12 protein-coding genes are annotated in these 15,063 nt (G+C 58.7%); 7 read left to right on the top strand and 5 right to left on the bottom strand.

Features of this window, described 5'->3' with window-relative positions; all coding sequences use genetic code 11:
• Positions 1 to 38: 38 nt before the first annotated feature.
• Complete coding sequence (locus H4317_RS07865) at positions 39 to 2,312, bottom strand: DUF5060 domain-containing protein (protein ID WP_185889574.1); 2,274 nt, start codon at positions 2,310 to 2,312, stop codon at positions 39 to 41.
• Between the two features lie 178 nt (positions 2,313 to 2,490).
• Between H4317_RS07865 and H4317_RS07860 the strand changes: the two genes are divergently transcribed.
• Positions 2,491 to 3,225: a DUF481 domain-containing protein gene (locus tag H4317_RS07860; protein ID WP_185889573.1), complete on the top strand. Its 735-nt coding sequence runs from the start codon at positions 2,491 to 2,493 to the stop codon at positions 3,223 to 3,225.
• Positions 3,226 to 3,255: 30 nt separating this feature from the next.
• Here the strand turns inward: H4317_RS07860 and H4317_RS07855 are convergent, their stop codons facing one another.
• Positions 3,256 to 3,759, bottom strand: a complete 504-nt coding sequence (locus tag H4317_RS07855; RefSeq protein WP_185889572.1) for a DUF2628 domain-containing protein — start codon at positions 3,757 to 3,759, stop codon at positions 3,256 to 3,258.
• A 171-nt stretch (positions 3,760 to 3,930) separates the two neighbouring features.
• Here H4317_RS07855 and H4317_RS07850 point away from each other — a divergent pair, with 171 nt between their 5' ends.
• The 4 genes from H4317_RS07850 (at position 3,931) to H4317_RS07835 (ending at position 6,851) form a co-directional block, all read left to right on the top strand.
• Positions 3,931 to 4,473, top strand: coding sequence for an RNA polymerase sigma factor (locus tag H4317_RS07850; protein WP_185889571.1), 543 nt, complete (start codon positions 3,931 to 3,933; stop codon positions 4,471 to 4,473).
• Between the two features lie 101 nt (positions 4,474 to 4,574).
• Positions 4,575 to 5,036, top strand: coding sequence for a hypothetical protein (locus tag H4317_RS07845; RefSeq protein ID WP_185889570.1), 462 nt, complete (start codon positions 4,575 to 4,577; stop codon positions 5,034 to 5,036).
• A gap of 34 nt (positions 5,037 to 5,070) precedes the next feature.
• On the top strand, positions 5,071 to 5,547 hold the full coding sequence (locus H4317_RS07840) for a hypothetical protein (protein WP_185889569.1): 477 nt from the start codon (positions 5,071 to 5,073) through the stop codon (positions 5,545 to 5,547).
• A gap of 89 nt (positions 5,548 to 5,636) precedes the next feature.
• Positions 5,637 to 6,851 carry an aspartate aminotransferase family protein gene (locus tag H4317_RS07835; protein WP_185889568.1) on the top strand — a complete coding sequence of 405 codons (1,215 nt, stop codon included), beginning with the start codon at positions 5,637 to 5,639 and terminating at the stop codon, positions 6,849 to 6,851.
• 104 nt (positions 6,852 to 6,955) lie between these two features.
• Here the strand turns inward: H4317_RS07835 and H4317_RS07830 are convergent, their stop codons facing one another.
• Positions 6,956 to 7,393: a tellurite resistance TerB family protein gene (locus H4317_RS07830; RefSeq protein WP_185889567.1), complete on the bottom strand. Its 438-nt coding sequence runs from the start codon at positions 7,391 to 7,393 to the stop codon at positions 6,956 to 6,958.
• 250 nt (positions 7,394 to 7,643) lie between these two features.
• On the opposite strand from H4317_RS07830, the gene pfkA reads away from it, so the two are divergent.
• The gene (pfkA, locus tag H4317_RS07825; RefSeq protein ID WP_185889977.1) at positions 7,644 to 8,615 is read left to right on the top strand and encodes a 6-phosphofructokinase; all 972 of its coding nucleotides are present in this window, start codon (positions 7,644 to 7,646) and stop codon (positions 8,613 to 8,615) included.
• A gap of 126 nt (positions 8,616 to 8,741) precedes the next feature.
• On the opposite strand, the gene miaA is transcribed toward pfkA, so the two are convergent.
• Both miaA and H4317_RS07815 read right to left on the bottom strand, forming a co-directional pair.
• Positions 8,742 to 9,656 carry a tRNA (adenosine(37)-N6)-dimethylallyltransferase MiaA gene (miaA, locus tag H4317_RS07820; protein ID WP_185889566.1) on the bottom strand — a complete coding sequence of 305 codons (915 nt, stop codon included), beginning with the start codon at positions 9,654 to 9,656 and terminating at the stop codon, positions 8,742 to 8,744.
• Entirely contained in the window at positions 9,653 to 10,792 is a 1,140-nt protein-coding gene (locus H4317_RS07815; protein WP_221899188.1) for a glycosyltransferase, read from the bottom strand. Before H4317_RS07815 ends, miaA begins: the two co-directional genes overlap by 4 nt.
• 143 nt (positions 10,793 to 10,935) lie before the next feature.
• Between H4317_RS07815 and H4317_RS07810 the strand changes: the two genes are divergently transcribed.
• Positions 10,936 to 15,015, top strand: coding sequence for a PAS domain S-box protein (locus H4317_RS07810; protein ID WP_185889565.1), 4,080 nt, complete (start codon positions 10,936 to 10,938; stop codon positions 15,013 to 15,015).
• The last annotated feature ends 48 nt before the right edge of the window (positions 15,016 to 15,063 follow it).

Below are 15,063 nucleotides of genomic sequence, written 5' to 3'. Positions count from 1 at the left end.
GGGGCGTTTTGGTTATTCCTCTACTTATCAGTTCGTGGCTACCGGCGCACCGGCCTTGTGGCTGGCTTACGTACCGGGGGCGCGGTGGGCTTCCTGGCTGGCACTTTGGGCGTTGTCTTCAGCGGCGCTTTGGGTGCAGCCGTCGGCTCTGGCAGCCATGTGGCTTTGAAACCGTAGTCGGGGGCGAAGGGTGGAGTACCGAGCGGCCGCAATGGCGGCACTGTAAACGTGAGTTGCCCCTCGGTGGCGCGCACTTCCGTTGTGAACTGCGCAATAACGCCGCCCTGCATCTGCTTGCCGCCACGGCCGAGTGCATAGAATGGGTAGGTACTGAAAAACTCGAGGCGGTAACGCCCTGGCCGCACCACGTTCGGAATGGTGACCCGCTGCCCTACCAGCGCCGGAATGCTGTCGGGGGTGCTGGGCTGGTTGTCGTTGTAGAGGCGGCAGAGGCTGTCGGTGAGCGGACCGGAAAGGTGGGGCAGCTTGTACCAATAGTTGGCGCGGTTATGCACCCAGCCCACTATCCGCGCGGAGCTGCGCAGCGCGAATACCTCCAAGCGCGGGTCAGAGGTGGTAGCGCCGGTGGGCTCAAAAGAAGCATTATCGGCTCTGGCGCCTGCCGCCCACACGGGCACGCAATTGCCGGGGGAACTGGTCTGGCGCCGCCCGTCCTTCGGGCCGGTTTCGCCGGGGCAGGGACTGGCAATGGGTTCATGCTCTTCGCTGAAAATCGGGCAATCGGCCAGAAACATCTGAAGAGGCTTGAAGTAGTGATACTGCCCGCCATAGCACAGGCTAAATACCTGATTGGCCCACCAATACAGTGCCGCCCCTCCCGACCCATTGAAGGTAGATGACCACAGTGTGTTGTGCATCTCGTTCAGGTCGTGGTAGAGTACCCCGGGCCGGTACTGTTTGGCCGTAAAATTGGATGACCCCGACCAGCAGGGCTGGTCATTGTTGATTGCAAACTCGGTCAGCAGATAGGGCTTTCCCGGATAGCGGGCTTTGGCCAGACGTGCCAGAAAGGCGCGTTGGTGCTCCACGTTCAAGTCAGAACTGTAATAATGGTGCTGCACGAAATCCAGCTCCGGCGACTGGAAGAAGGCACTCCCATCCGCCCGCTTGTAGTCGCCGCTATAGGCAAACCCGAAGGAAGTGGTGTAGAGGTGCTGCGGAGCCAGCGAGCGGGCATAGGCCAGCATGTCATCGGTCCAGTTTGCCACCTGCCCTGCGTTGTCCCGGTCCCAGAAGTTATTCTGCGAACCGGCCCCGAACAGGTCGGTTTCGTTCATCAGCTCTATGGCAAACACAGCCGGTGAGTAGCCCCAGCGCGACATAACATAGCGGATGCGCTGCCGAAATAGCTGCCGGCTGAGGGAATCAGTAAAGAAGCTCAGGTTGGAAGCATTGGGGCCTAGCAGCTGGCGGTACGGGTGTTTCTGCCATGCCCGCCCGAAGCTCTCAGAATCAAATAGCTCCGTAACGGAGCTTATGGCCACCTGCAGGTATACACGGCGGCGGGCGGCCTGCTCTACCAGCGCATCCAGGTCGTAGGCGCGGTTCTGGCGAGCATCGTAGCGGCCGGCGGGCCCGTCAGTCCACTCAATGCCAAACTGCTCAGGTGCCATCATGAGGCGGGCAAAGTTGCCCCCGTTGTCGGCAATGCGGGTGATGCCGCCGCGCACATCCAGGTACGGTAGCCGGCTGTAGCGGTCGGCCATACTGTAGCTCACCACGTTCATGCCCAACGGAAAAAATATCTGCCCGTCGGCAAAAGCGAAGTTGCGGCCGTTGGGATGCACCTGCACAAACCCAGGATTAGTAGCCACTGCTACCGTGAAGAAAGTAGGCGCACTGGCCACAGTCGTATCGGCGTGGCGTACAAGCAGGCGGTAGTTCCAGCGGCCGGCCTCGGTCGGGGCAAACCGGACACGCCATGGCAGCCGGGTGGGCACGGGCACGAGGTAGCGAGGGTCTTCAGGACAGGTGGTGCAGTAGTAGCAGGTGTCTTGGGCACTTGCCCGGGGCGGAGGCGCGCAGGTAGTGCAGCGCTTGAAATCCTGGTACCAGAAACCCATGGCCCGATACACCTTGCCTCCCGGCGACACAAACTCGGCCCCGACTGTAATTTCGGCCGGGTCGTAGGGGTTGCGAATGGTACCAGCCTCCAGCGCCAGCCCTATCTCCAGCTTTTGCAGCCGGGTTGGCGGGGCAGTGCCCATCAGGCGTTGCTCTGCTATGCGCAGCGCCCAGGCGGAAGAATTTCCCAGCCAGAAACAGCACAGAATAAGTAAAAAGCAACGCATAAAAACAGCTGTATCTGGTGGCGTTTTGAGCGCCGTAACGGGCCCAAGCTACCCATTATGCACCGAAGCGCAGGCCTTTGGTAGTAGCCAAAGCAGAATCATTTCCCACTTTTGCCAGCTCGTTTTTCTGTTGTGGAGGTGGCCTGCCGGCTGCTCTTTACTTTTGCCCTGCCGTTGAATGCGCATTTCTGCCCGACTGATTTTCCTGTTCTCACTGCTCCATTCGCTCACTTCCAGAGCCCAGGCCCAGCGCCCCGATACCACCATTATTCGGTACGCCGGGCAGCTTTCCGGCCAGTACACCTCAGGTGGCGTAAACCGGACTCTACTTGCTACCACGCACAACGTTACGTTTCTGCGGGGGCAGCACTTCGGGGCGCCAGTGAATGGCAGCTTTTCCTACGGCAAGCAGGAGAAGCTGCTCAAGGAGCGGGAGTTTCTGTTCAATGCCACGCCTTACTATTGGAAGGGCCACTTCCGCGCGTACGGCATCGGAGGCTACGAGCGGAGCAACCTGCGCGGCATTACGGGGCGCGTGCAATTGGGCTTGGGGCCGGGCTGGGCGTTCTACACCGATTCGCTGGGGCGGGAAGTGTCGTTGAGCAATCTGTTTATCCGGGAGGCGACTTACTTTCAGGATGGCTCAGAGCGCATCGTGTCGCGCAGTTCATTGCGGCTGAAGCTGGTGTACTCGTATCGGGTCTTTTCGCTGAATTCAACGACATTTTACCAGCCCAACCTTAGCGGCTTCGACGACTACCGGGTGAACCAGCTGACCTCCCTGGCCCTGCGCTTCACGCCCCGCTTCGCCATCACGGCCAACTATATCTATACCTTCGAGAGCCGCGTGCTGGAAGGCAAGCCCCGCGACAACACCAACCTGACAGTAGGTGTGGCATTCAGCACGAAGTAGCGAAAATGCACCCACGCTTAGCTCCGAAACTTATAGGGCAGACTGCCAGGCCACCCACTGCAGCAACCAGCCATACAGCCCACCGATAGCCAGCACCACCGGCACAAACCACCAGCTGGTACCGCCGGCCCGGCGCAGAAGGGCAAGAATATCGTCTTTGGGAATAGCACGCCGTAGAATCTTCCGCATTTTGCGTTCGGCATCCCAGAGGTAGAGCGTGTTGCCGAAAGCGCCGAGCACGGAAGCCTGCACCAGCCCTACCAGGATAGTTCTGCCCTGCCCCCGCGCCTCTCCTAGCAGGGCCTGTTCCAGCATGGCTTCGGCCAGCAGCACCGCCACAAGCAGAAAGAGCACAAAATACATGCGCCGATAGGCAAACCAGAACACACCGAAGAAAAAGGCTGCTATGTTAAAATGAACGTACTTTCCTTGTTGCCGCAGTTGCCATAGCTCCAAGTAATACTCGCGGCTCCTGCCAAAGAATGTCCAGGCGTATTCATCTTCAATTTTCAGCAAATGGTCGGTACTATTCATGCCGTGTAGCTTTCCATACTTGATTGGCTGCAAGTAGCGGCACGCACTGCATAAAACCAATGACCTCCCCGGTTGCGGTGTTTTTTGTCGTCCCGATTAAACCCGCCCGGGTCTTGCTTCTCTAACTGGCCAAATGCCCAAACGCCGCCGCCTCTAACCCGCTTCTTCTGCTTGGAAGACCAGGAAATCCTCCTCAAATTCGCAGACCCGGCCTCCCGCAACGTGGCTTTCAACCAGCTGGTGCGCAAGTACCAGACGAAGGTGTATTGGCACGTGCGCAAAATGGTCATCGACCACGACGACGCCGACGACCTCACGCAGGACGTGTTTGTGAAGGTCTGGAAGCACTTGGAAACCTTTCGGAAAGACGCTTCGCTCTACACTTGGATTTACCGCATTGCCACCAACGAGTGCCTCAACTTCCTTTCCAGCAAGCGGCGTAAGTTCTTTCTGCCCCTCAACGATGTAGCCGCCGAGCTGACCGCCAAAGTAGAAGCGGACCCGGCCCTGGCCGGCGACGATATTGAGCTAAAGCTGCAGAAGGCCATCCTAACTTTGCCCGACAAGCAACGCCTCGTGTTCAACCTGCGCTACTACGACGAAATGCCCTACGAGCAGATGTCCGAAGTGACGGGCACCAGCGTAGGCGCCTTAAAAGCCTCTTACCACCACGCCGCAAAAAAAATAGAACACTACATCACGCAGTCTGATTGAATTGACCGAGCAAGGTGGCAAGCAGTTGCTACTCCACCACAACCAGCCAGCAGCGTCTCTTACCTGATTAAACCTTGCGGCTCCGGCCGCTTCTAAGTGCCATGAAAACTCCCTTTCGTCTGGACGACCACCCCCGCCGGCCCCAGCCGTTGGCTTCGCCCCCGGACGGCTATTTCAATCAATTGCCGATGCGCGTGATGCAGCGTGTGCAGCCCGCTTCTGCAGCTACTCGCCTGCCGGTACCGGAGTGGCTGGCCGCTCTGTCGGCGCCGCTGCGCACGGCGCTGGCAGCCGGCGTGGTGCTGGGTGGCTTTGCGGCTTCCTTTCTTCTCAATCAACCTGGCACCTCGCCCGCCACTGCCAGCACGGCCGGTTCCCTGGCCAATGTGCCACGCACTGAGTTGGTAGAATACCTGCTGGCCAGCGAGCAGCGTGTTACGCTAAGCGACTTGGCTGAGCTGCCCGCCACTGAGCAGGCCTTGCCCGAAGCCTACCTGCGCGCCTCGCCAGCAGAGGTGCAGGACTTGCTGGACACCCAACCCACCGAAGACATATATCTGTAAGTACTTTTTGCCTTTTCTTTCGATTCTCTCTCCCATGAATAATCTTCTCCGCACTCTGCTGTTGCTCTGCCTCCTGGCCACCGCACCGGCTATGGCTCAGAATGGGGGCCGCCAGGGGGGCCGCCTGAGCCAGCTCGAAAACGCCAAGATTGCCTACATCACCGAAAAAATAGTCCTCACGCAGGATCAAGCCCAGCGGTTCTGGCCGGTTTACAACGAGTTTACAGCCAAACGCCGCGACCTGAACCGGCGCATGCGCACCCTGCGCACCGACAATCCCGACGGCCTCTCCGATGTTCAGATCAAGGAAAACCTTACGCAGGCGCTGGCGCTGCGCCAGCAGGAGGTGAACCTGGAGAAAGAGTATTTCGATAAGTTTCAGAAGGTGCTCAGCATCCGGCAGGTAGGCAAGCTGTTCGTGGCCGAGCGGCAGTTTACCAAAGAAGTGCTGAAGCGTGTAGCCGACCGGCGGGGTGGCATGCCACCCAATGGCCCTGGCCTTGAGGACTAAGTAAAACGGCTGCTTCGGCGGCCGTTTTTGTTGGCCAGCAGGGTGCCATAGGGTGCCACGCATGGCCCCGGCGTCCGTACCTTTGCCGGATGCTTACCACTCGCCAGCTTTTCCTGCGTCATCAGGCCCAAACCTCTGATTTTCCGCTGCTGCTGGAAATTGAGCGGGCTGAAGGCGTGTATATGTATGCGCCCGATGGCCGCCGCTACCTCGATTTGATTTCCGGTATCGGCGTCAGCAACGTAGGGCACCGCCACCCGCGCGTAGTCGAGGCCATCAAGTCCCAGGTAGACAAGTATCTGCACCTGATGGTGTACGGGGAGCTGGTGCAGGCGCCACCTGCTCAGTTGGCCCAGGCCCTGCACGAAACGCTGCCGCAGCACCTCGATACGGTCTATTTCACCAACTCCGGCACCGAGGCGGTAGAAGGCGCTCTGAAACTGGCCAAGCGCCACACTGGCCGCACAGGCTTTATCAGTTGCCTGAATGCCTACCACGGCTCCACACACGGCGCGCTCAGCATCACGGGGGCCGAGGGGTTTAAGAACTCCTACCGCCCGCTGCTGCCCGATGTCCGGCACTTCCGCTACAACAGCTTCGACGACCTGGCCCTGATTGACGAGCACACCGCGGCCGTCATTATTGAGACAGTACAAGGCGAGGCGGGCGTACGGGTGCCGGAACCGGGCTACCTGCCCGCCCTGCGCCAACGCTGCAATGAGGTAGGAGCGCTACTAATTCTGGATGAAATTCAGTGTGGCTTCGGGCGTACCGGGAGCTTTTGGGCCTTCGAGCAGTTTGGCATCGAGCCAGACATTCTGCTGTGTGCCAAAGGAATGGGCGGCGGCATGCCCATCGGAGCCTTCATTTCCTCGCAGGAAATCATGGCTGGTTTCAAAACCAACCCCATCCTGGGCCATTGCACTACGTTTGGCGGGCACCCGGTGTCGTGCGCGGCGTCGCTGGCTACTCTGCGGGTCATTCAGGAAGAAAACCTGCTGGCGGGTGTAGCCGAAAAAGCAGCCCGCTTCCGGCGGCAGTTGGTGCATCCAGCCATCCGGGCGGTGCGGGGCTGCGGCCTGCTGATGGCGGTTGAGTTCGACTCGTTTGAGGTGCTTAAGCCCATCATCGACCAAGCCCTTGAGCACGAAGGCATCCTCACCGACTGGTTTCTGTTCTGCGACAATTCTCTGCGGCTGGCTCCCCCGCTTGTTATCACAGACACGGAAATAGATGAGGCCTGCGCAGCACTTCTCCGGGCTATTTCAGCAGTTTGTGACGGGTCGCCGGCGTTGGCCCAATAAGGAAAAAATCCCGCTACTGCCTTATAACAGCGCGCCCCGGCCAGTGTCCATCCTCTGCTGATGGCCTGGCCGGGACGCTGCCCCAAAGGTGTTTCCGTTGCTGGCTATTGCCTGATGCTCTTAAGAAATGGCTGCGTTTCGGACTTGATAGTTTCCCGGTCCATTCCGTCTTTCACGCCTTGCGAAATCTGCTTCACCAGCAGATTTACTACGTCCTTGCGGAAGCCTAGCTTTTCAGCCATAACGGTGCAGAAGTTCATTTCGCTGTCGTCCACTACGCCGTCGGCCAGCATCATGTCCACCATATCAAAAATCTGGTCGAACCGCTCTGAGTCATTGTCGGGCACTACTAAGCGGTTGGTGCTACTACTGGCCACAATGTTGCGGATTTCGTCGGCCCGCATGCCGTTTTTCTTGCCCACTGCTACGATAAAGCTCATTTCCCGCTCGTCCAGATGGCCATCTGCCTTAGCTAGCGCCGCCAGGTTCTGGATGTGACTCCTGATTTTGCGGGTCTGCTCGTTTTCAAAAAAACCAAACATAGGTGGGCACGGAGTAGGGAGCGGAAAAAGAACGAGAAAGCGGCTCGGCACAAGGCCGAAAGGGGAAGTTACTCGTCTGAGTGCTGGTTTCCAACAGGTCTGCTTACGTACACCCAAAAAAAACAGCTAGTCTTCCCCTCCAAAATTTCGCCTGGCAAGCAGAAATAAGCGGGTTTTCGGCATTGATTTGCCACCTTTGCCAGTTCCGTACTCCAGGTGAGTGCAGGAATGACTTTCGAGAAGCAGTATGATGAAGCGTATAGCAGTTTTCACCAGCGGCGGCGATGCACCCGGCATGAACGCCTGCGTCCGGGCCGTCGTGCGTACGGCCGTTTACCACGGCATTGAGGTTTATGGTATCATGCGCGGGTTCAGCGGCATGATCAAAGGCGAATTTGTTCGCCTCGACTCAGCCTCGGTAGCCAATACCATCCAGAAGGGTGGCACCATCCTCAAATCGGCACGCAGCCAGAAATTCCTGACCAAGGAAGGTCGCCAGCAAGCTTTCGATCAGCTTGTTAACAATGGCATCGAAGGCCTCGTTGCCATCGGTGGCAACGGCACATTCACAGGTGCTTCCCTCTTCGAGCAGGAGTTCGGAATTCCGACGGTAGGTGCCCCCGGTACCATCGACAACGACCTCTACGGCACCGACTATACCATCGGCTACGACACGGCTGTAAATACGGCATTGGAGGCCATTGACAAGATTCGGGACACGGCTGACTCGCACGACCGGTGTTTCTTCGTGGAAGTAATGGGCCGCGACTCCGGCTATATTGCCATGCCCTGCGCCATTGGCGGCGGTGCCGAAATTGTGATGATTCCGGAAACGCAGATGTCGACGGAAGCGGTGATTGAGTCCTTGAAAAGTAGCTGGCGCCGCTCCAAAACCTCGTTTATTGTGGTGGTGGCTGAGGGCGAGGAAGAAGGCAACGCCCACACCGTGGCGCAACGCGTGAAGGAAGCCATTCCGGAACTCGATACCCGCGTGACCATTATCGGCCACATCCAGCGCGGTGGGGCCCCATCGGCCGCCGACCGGCTCCTTGCCTCCCAGATTGGCATTGCCGCCGTGGAAGGCCTACTGAACGGCATGCGCAACGTTATGGCCGGCATCGTAGACCGAAAACTCGTGTATACGCCCTTCACAGACACCATCAACAAGAAGAAGCTCATCAACCAGAGCTTCATGCGGATGGTGGAAATCCTATCGGTTTAGAATCAGAAGGAGAATATATCCGGCCCTCATGCTGTGCGGCACCGAAGCGTCTCTACCGGGAAGTAATTATTGCTTGGTCGGTAAAGACGCTTCGGTGCCGCACAGCATGACGTTCCTGTTTTCTGCTTACCATAAATCGATCCAGCGGTACTCACTATCCCGGCGCAACCAGGTAAGCTGGCGCTTGGCGTAATGGCGGGTGTTGCGCTTGAGCAGACGCACGGCTTCGGGCCAATCGTAGAGGCCATCGAGAAAGCCAAAGATTTCCTGATAGCCTACCGTTTGCAGAGCATTGTGGTGCTGGTACGGCAGCAGCGCTTCCACCTCCGCCAGCAGTCCTGCCTCCAGCATCTGGTCCACGCGGTAGTTGATCCGCTCATACAGCTCTTCTCGTTCGCGGCTGAGGGCCACCTTAACAACCCGAAACGGACGAGCCACCGCACTCCGGCCCGTATGAAAGCTGCTGAAGGGCTGTCCGGTGGCGCGGCACACCTCTACAGCCCGCACTACCCGTTGGTGGTTTTGCTTATCAATACGGGCATAAGCCACCGGGTCGAGACGGGCTAGTTCGGCTACCAGATGCTCCAGCCCAAACTCGGCCAACTCCTGCTGCAGCTGCACCCTGATAGCGGGGTCGGCAGGTGGCAGCTCGTCGAGGCCGTCCGTTACGGCCTGCAGGTACAGGCCCGAACCGCCGGTAAGGATGACCACCGGATGGCGCTGAAACAGCCCGTCGAGCACCTGCAGACAGTCGGTTTCGAAGCGGCCGGCGCTGTAGTCTTCGCTAATAGTGTGCGAATTGACAAAATGGTGCGGCACACCCTGCATTTCCTCCGGCGTGGGCTTGGCCGTCCCGATACTCATCTCCCGGAAGAATTGCCGCGAGTCAGCCGAAACTATTTCGGTCTGGAAGTGCTGCGCCAGCTGCACACTCAGGGCCGTTTTGCCTACAGCCGTGGGGCCCGCTACTACCAGCAGCGTCGGCTGCCCACTATGTAGCTCAGGCCCGAGGGAAGTTATCAGGTCAGAAAGAATGCTCATACAGAAACGGGATGCGGTGCGCCAACCAGTGCGACATACAGTGCGAGAAGCCGCTTTTCCTCATGCTGCCAGCTTAGGAGCGGGCGGGCACGGCGGCAATTTTCGGCTAGCTCTTGGTAGTGGGCGGGCTCATCGCGCAGCAGGCGGTTGAGAGCCGCTGCCAACGTAGCTGGTTGCAGGTCAGCCACCAGGTCGGCCACGGCGTACTCGTCGTTGAGGGCACGATACTCGGGGAAATCCACCACTACCTGCGGGATGCCGGCGTGCAGGTAGTCGAAGAATTTGTTGGCCAGCGAATAATAGTAGCTCAGTCCCAGATTCTCCAGCAGATTCAGCCCTAGAGCAGCTTGACGCGTCACTTCGCGCAGCTCATCCGGCAGCACAAAGCCCCGGAATTCTACCTGCCCGCTTTCCAGTAGCCCCAGTGCGGCAGCCTGCGCCCGCAGTTCCGCCGACAGGTCGCCTTCGCCACAGATAACCAGCCGGCCCGCTACCTGCGGCATGGCAGCCAGCAGCGCTTCCAGACCCCGGCCAGCGTTGAGGGCGCCTTGGTACAGAATATAGCCCGAGGCTGGTGCAGCAGCGGGTGCTGGTGGCAAGGTGTTGTGCTGCAGCCGACTGATATTGCGGATGACTGCAAATGGGCGGCCGTAGCGGCTCTCAAACACCTTCGCCAGGGCTGGCCCCACGGTATAAGCCAGCTGAGCCCGCGGCACAACAAACTGTTCTATTCTACGCCAGATGCGTTGTATAGCCGGCCGCGCTACTACTTCGGGCACCTCCGTAAACAGTTCGTGCGCATCGTACACCAGCGGCTGGCCGCCCAGCCGCGCCCGCAGCCACATGGGCAGGGCCGTATCCAAGTCGATGGCGCACCAGGCTGCCGCGCGCTGGCCCAGTAGGTATAGCAGCAGGCGCAGATTAAACTCCAGATAAAACAGCTTACCGCGCTGAAAGTGGCAGCGCAGTCGGTGCTGCCCATAGGGCTGCGGCGTGAGGGGCCGCGAGGTGCTCCACTCCCGCCCTATCAGCAGTACATCGTAGCCAGCCCGGGCCAGCGAGCCACAAATGCGTTGCATGCGCTGGTCGTAGTTCAGGTCCGTTGTGACGGTGAAGAGCAGGCGCGGTGCGGACATAGGGGGAACCGGGCAGGCCAGCCAGAAAAGGCCGACACGAAAAGCACGGGGGTTTGGGATATTTTCGACAAATTTAACGGTTAAACCTGGCACCGGCGCTAGTTACTTTGCACCTCCACTACCGCTGGCCATTGTCTTCCCCGATGTCGCAATCCGCTGCCCCGCTGGCCACTTCCGCTCTGGCCCCGCCGACAGATTTATACCGTGCCCTGTTCGAGGAGGCCTATGACGCCCAGCTTCTCTATGACGAGCAGGGTAACCTCACCGACTGCAACCACACCGCGCAGCGCCTGTTAGGCACTACCTGTGCTAGCCTGCGTGCTACTGGCCTTATGGCGCTGGCGGTACCGGCGGCGGCATCCACCCATCAGGAATACTGGTCTAGCGAGGAGCTACTGCGCGAAGCCGTGCAACACACGGCCCGCACCGGCGAGCCGGCCTCGCGCTGGTGGTACGGCCGCTACCCAGACCATAGTCCTCTCACGGCTTGGGTTACACTGCACCGCCTTGTGCTGCCCGAAGGCGTGGTGCGCGTGCAACTTATCCTGCGCGACTCGACACAAACCACTCATAATCAGCAGCTGCAAAACCAGAAACTGGTAATCGACACCACGCAGCGGCAGCTACGCGACCTTCTTTCGCGCACCACACTCAGCTATGTGCTGGCCGACCGTGAAGGTATCATCCTGGACGTGAACGACTTCTTTCTGGAATTCACTGAATATACCCGACCTGAAGTTATTGGCAAGCAGTACCACGAGTTGTTTTCGCCCCCGGCGGAGCGGGAAGTGCGGCAGCAGTCCTACCTGAACTGTATTCGGGAAGAGCGTCTGCACGATTTCTACGAGCGGGCCCTCATCACCAAAAGCGGACAGTCGCGCATGGTGTATTGGCACGCCGAGTTTGCATATGGCCCCGATGGGCAGATTACAGGCCTGTTGGTAGTTGGGCGCGACTTTACGGAGCGCCATGTAGCAGCCCGTGCCCTTACCGACAACCGCAACCGTCTACAGGATTTCCTCGACAATGCCCACGACCTGATTCAGAATCTGAGCATTGATAACCGGCTGCTGTTTGTGAACAAAGCCTGGAAGGAAAAGCTAGGTTACGAGGACGAAGACCTGCCCCACCTCACCCTTTCCGACGTGGTGCACCCCTACTACAAGGCCAAGCTGCTCTACCAGTTGCGCAACCTGTATAAGGGGGAGAAAGTGAACAAGCTGGAAACGGTGTTCCTCACCAAAACCGGCAAACCCGTCCATCTCATCGGCTCCATTTCCTGCTCCTGGCAGGACGACGAGCCGGTGAGCACCCGCGCCATTCTGCACGACATTACGGACCGTATCAAGGCCGAGCGACTGCAGAAAGTGTACTACAGCATTGCCAACCTGGCCATCAGCTCCAAGGATTTGCACTCGCTCTACGGGGCCATTCATCGGGAACTGAGCAAGATCATCGAAACCAACAACTTCTACATTGCCCTCTGCGACGAGGCGCGCACCCAGCTGCAGTTCGCCTACTTCGTCGACCAGAACACGCAGGGCGAAGTAGGGGCCGTGTCGCGGCCATTCTCGTCGGGTATGTCGGAGTACATTATCCGGACCGGGCGGCCGCAGTACATGCTGCGCCACGAGTTACAGGAGCTTATCAGCAACGGCACCATCACGGCCTATGGGCTGATGCCGGAAGTAATGCTGTGCTCACCGCTCAGTATAGGGGAACGGATTATCGGCGTGATTGCCGTGCAGGACTACTACAAGGCCGACGCTTATGCGCCTACCGATCTGGAAATTCTGCACTTTATTTCCAACCAGGTGGCGTTGGCTATTGAGCGCAAGCGCAACGAGGTTCAAATTCAGAAGCAGAACGCCCGCCTGAACGCCATTTTCGAGAGCGGCTCCCACTTGATGTGGAGCGTGGATACGCACTCCCGCCTCACCAGCTTCAACCGCAATTACGCCGCGTATTTCCTGCGCCGCAACGGGGTGTATCCGACTCCCAACGTCAACCTGTTCCAGGCCGACCTGGCCATGATGGAAGAGGATGCGCGGGACCTGTTCGTCGACAACTACCGCAAAGCCTTTCAGGGCCACCCGCAGCGCTTCGAGGTGCGCCTGCGCGATGCCCGCGGCATGGATTCGTGGCGCGAAATCTTCCTTAACCCGATTTACCTTGATGATGGCTCGTTTGAGGAAATTTCGGGTATTGCCCACGACATCACCGAAAAGAAGCGCGGGCAGCTGGAGCTGGCGGCACAGGAAGAGAAGTTCCGGGCCATTTTCGAATCGTTTCAGGATGTGTACTACCGCACCGATGGCACCGGCAAGCTGACGCTGGTGAGTCCCTCGGTGCAGGATATGCTGGGCTACACGCCCGAGGAAGTAACGGGCCACTACATCGGTGACTATTACGTGTATCCGACGGAGCGCGAAGCACTGATTAAGAGCGTGCAGAAGTATGGCGAGGCGCGCAACTTCGAAATTGCCATGCGCCACAGTGATGGGCACTCAGTAAGTGTGCTCGTAAATGCGCGGTCGGTAGAAGGCGGTATGGGCACGGAAGGTATCGGGCGCGACATTACGGGCCTAAAACAGATGCAGGACGACCTACGCCGGGCCAAAGATGCTGCCGAAACGGCACTGGAGGCCAAAACCCTGTTCTTGGCCAACATGAGCCACGAACTGCGCACGCCCATGAATGGCATCATTGGCATGATTGACCTGCTGCACCAAACCGTCTCATCGGAGGAGCAGGAAGAGTACGTGGATACGCTGCGTAAATCGTCGGATGCGCTGCTGGCTATTCTCAACGATATTCTGGATCTGTCGAAAATCCAGGCGGGCAAGCTCCAGCTCAACGAGGAAGGCATGGACCTGCATTACACCCTCGATAAGATTCACTCCCTGTTTGCCAACCGGGCCCAGCAGAAACACCTCACCTTCACCTACCATATTGCGCCTAACACGCCGCGCTTCATCATCACGGACGAAACGCGCCTGCTACAGGTGCTGAGCAACCTGACCTCCAATGCCATCAAATTCACGGCGCAGGGCACGGTCAGCATCGTTGTTTCGACGATGACGCGGGAAGGTGACGACTACACGCTGCGGATTGCCGTGCAGGACTCGGGTATCGGCATCTCAGAAGACAATGCCAAGCTGCTGTTCACCAACTTCACCCAGCTGGACACCACGCCGACCAAGTCGTTTGGGGGCACAGGCTTGGGCCTGGCCATCAGCAAGCAGCTGGCCGAGCTGCTGGGCGGAGAAATCGGGGTATTTTCCAACGAAGGCGACGGTAGTACATTCTGGTTTACCCTTCGCTGCCGCGCTGCCTACAATGAGGAGGAGATTGTGCAGGAGCGGCTGGCGTCGCGGGAGCGGGCTTCCGATATCAGCCGCTTTGATGTGGCCCCGCGGGTGCTGCTCGTCGATGACAACCCCATCAACCAGAAGGTAGCCACTCGCCTGCTCGACAAGCTCGGCTGCGACATTGCCATGGCCGACAATGGGTTTGAGGCCATCAGCAAAGCTACTGCACCCAATGCCGTCTTCGACTTAATTTTCATGGACATTCAGATGCCGGAAATGGATGGCCTCACGGCCATGCACGAAATCCGGCGGCGCTTGGGCAAGGCCACACCCCCTATCGTGGCCATGACGGCGTACTCCATGAAAGAGGATGCTGAGCGGTTTGTAAATGAAGGCATGGACGACTACGTGTCGAAGCCGGTGAAAAGCCAGGACCTGCACGCCGTATTGCGGCGGTGGGTAATGGCCGGCCCGCTGGAGGCACCCAAGCCGCCTGCGCCCGCTCTGCCGGAGCCCGCGGCGGCAGTTGCTGCAGCCACCACTTCTACAACCGAAGGCGCTCTGCCGCCGCTGGTTATTGACGCCGAAGTTCTGGAGCAGCTTCGCCAGCTGGGTGGCGGCGAATTTGCCGCCCAACTCTATCAGGACTTTGAAATGGAAGCCGGCCAACTGCTCGAAGAAGCCGAAACTCTGGTACGAAGCGGACAGTACGAACAGATTTTACCACATTTGCACCAGCTAAAGGGTACCGGCTTCACTTTAGGCCTCACAGAGCTGGCAGAATGTGCCAAGCTGCTGGAGCATGAACTGAAACTAGGGCACTTTGGCAACATAGAGCAGAATTTCCAGAATTTGTTGCGTTATTTCGCTCAGTTTAAGATTCTATACCCTTCCGTAACCGGCGACTCCTAACCGAGCTGTCCGGCGACCCAGCCTGTCTCATTCGCCCTCCCAACCTAC

The sequence above is a fragment of the Hymenobacter sediminicola genome (assembly GCF_014250515.1).
In the GTDB taxonomy this organism is placed as follows: Bacteria; Bacteroidota; Bacteroidia; order Cytophagales; family Hymenobacteraceae; genus Hymenobacter; species Hymenobacter sediminicola.
Note: the sequence above shows the minus strand (reverse complement) of the source record. Positions and strands in the feature narration are given on the sequence as shown.

What these genes read in the sequence shown, in the direction of transcription:
- H4317_RS07865 (WP_185889574.1), bottom strand. Translation starts at nt 2,312, where the DNA reads ATGCGTTGCTTTTTACTTATTCTGTGCTGTTTCTGGCTGGGAAATTCT.
- H4317_RS07860 (WP_185889573.1), top strand. Translation starts at nt 2,491, where the DNA reads ATGCGCATTTCTGCCCGACTGATTTTCCTGTTCTCACTGCTCCATTCG.
- H4317_RS07855 (WP_185889572.1), bottom strand. Translation starts at nt 3,759, where the DNA reads ATGAATAGTACCGACCATTTGCTGAAAATTGAAGATGAATACGCCTGG.
- H4317_RS07845 (WP_185889570.1), top strand. Translation starts at nt 4,575, where the DNA reads ATGAAAACTCCCTTTCGTCTGGACGACCACCCCCGCCGGCCCCAGCCG.
- H4317_RS07840 (WP_185889569.1), top strand. Translation starts at nt 5,071, where the DNA reads ATGAATAATCTTCTCCGCACTCTGCTGTTGCTCTGCCTCCTGGCCACC.
- H4317_RS07835 (WP_185889568.1), top strand. Translation starts at nt 5,637, where the DNA reads ATGCTTACCACTCGCCAGCTTTTCCTGCGTCATCAGGCCCAAACCTCT.
- H4317_RS07830 (WP_185889567.1), bottom strand. Translation starts at nt 7,393, where the DNA reads ATGTTTGGTTTTTTTGAAAACGAGCAGACCCGCAAAATCAGGAGTCAC.
- pfkA (WP_185889977.1), top strand. Translation starts at nt 7,644, where the DNA reads ATGAAGCGTATAGCAGTTTTCACCAGCGGCGGCGATGCACCCGGCATG.
- miaA (WP_185889566.1), bottom strand. Translation starts at nt 9,656, where the DNA reads ATGAGCATTCTTTCTGACCTGATAACTTCCCTCGGGCCTGAGCTACAT.
- H4317_RS07815 (WP_221899188.1), bottom strand. Translation starts at nt 10,792, where the DNA reads ATGTCCGCACCGCGCCTGCTCTTCACCGTCACAACGGACCTGAACTAC.
- H4317_RS07810 (WP_185889565.1), top strand. Translation starts at nt 10,936, where the DNA reads ATGTCGCAATCCGCTGCCCCGCTGGCCACTTCCGCTCTGGCCCCGCCG.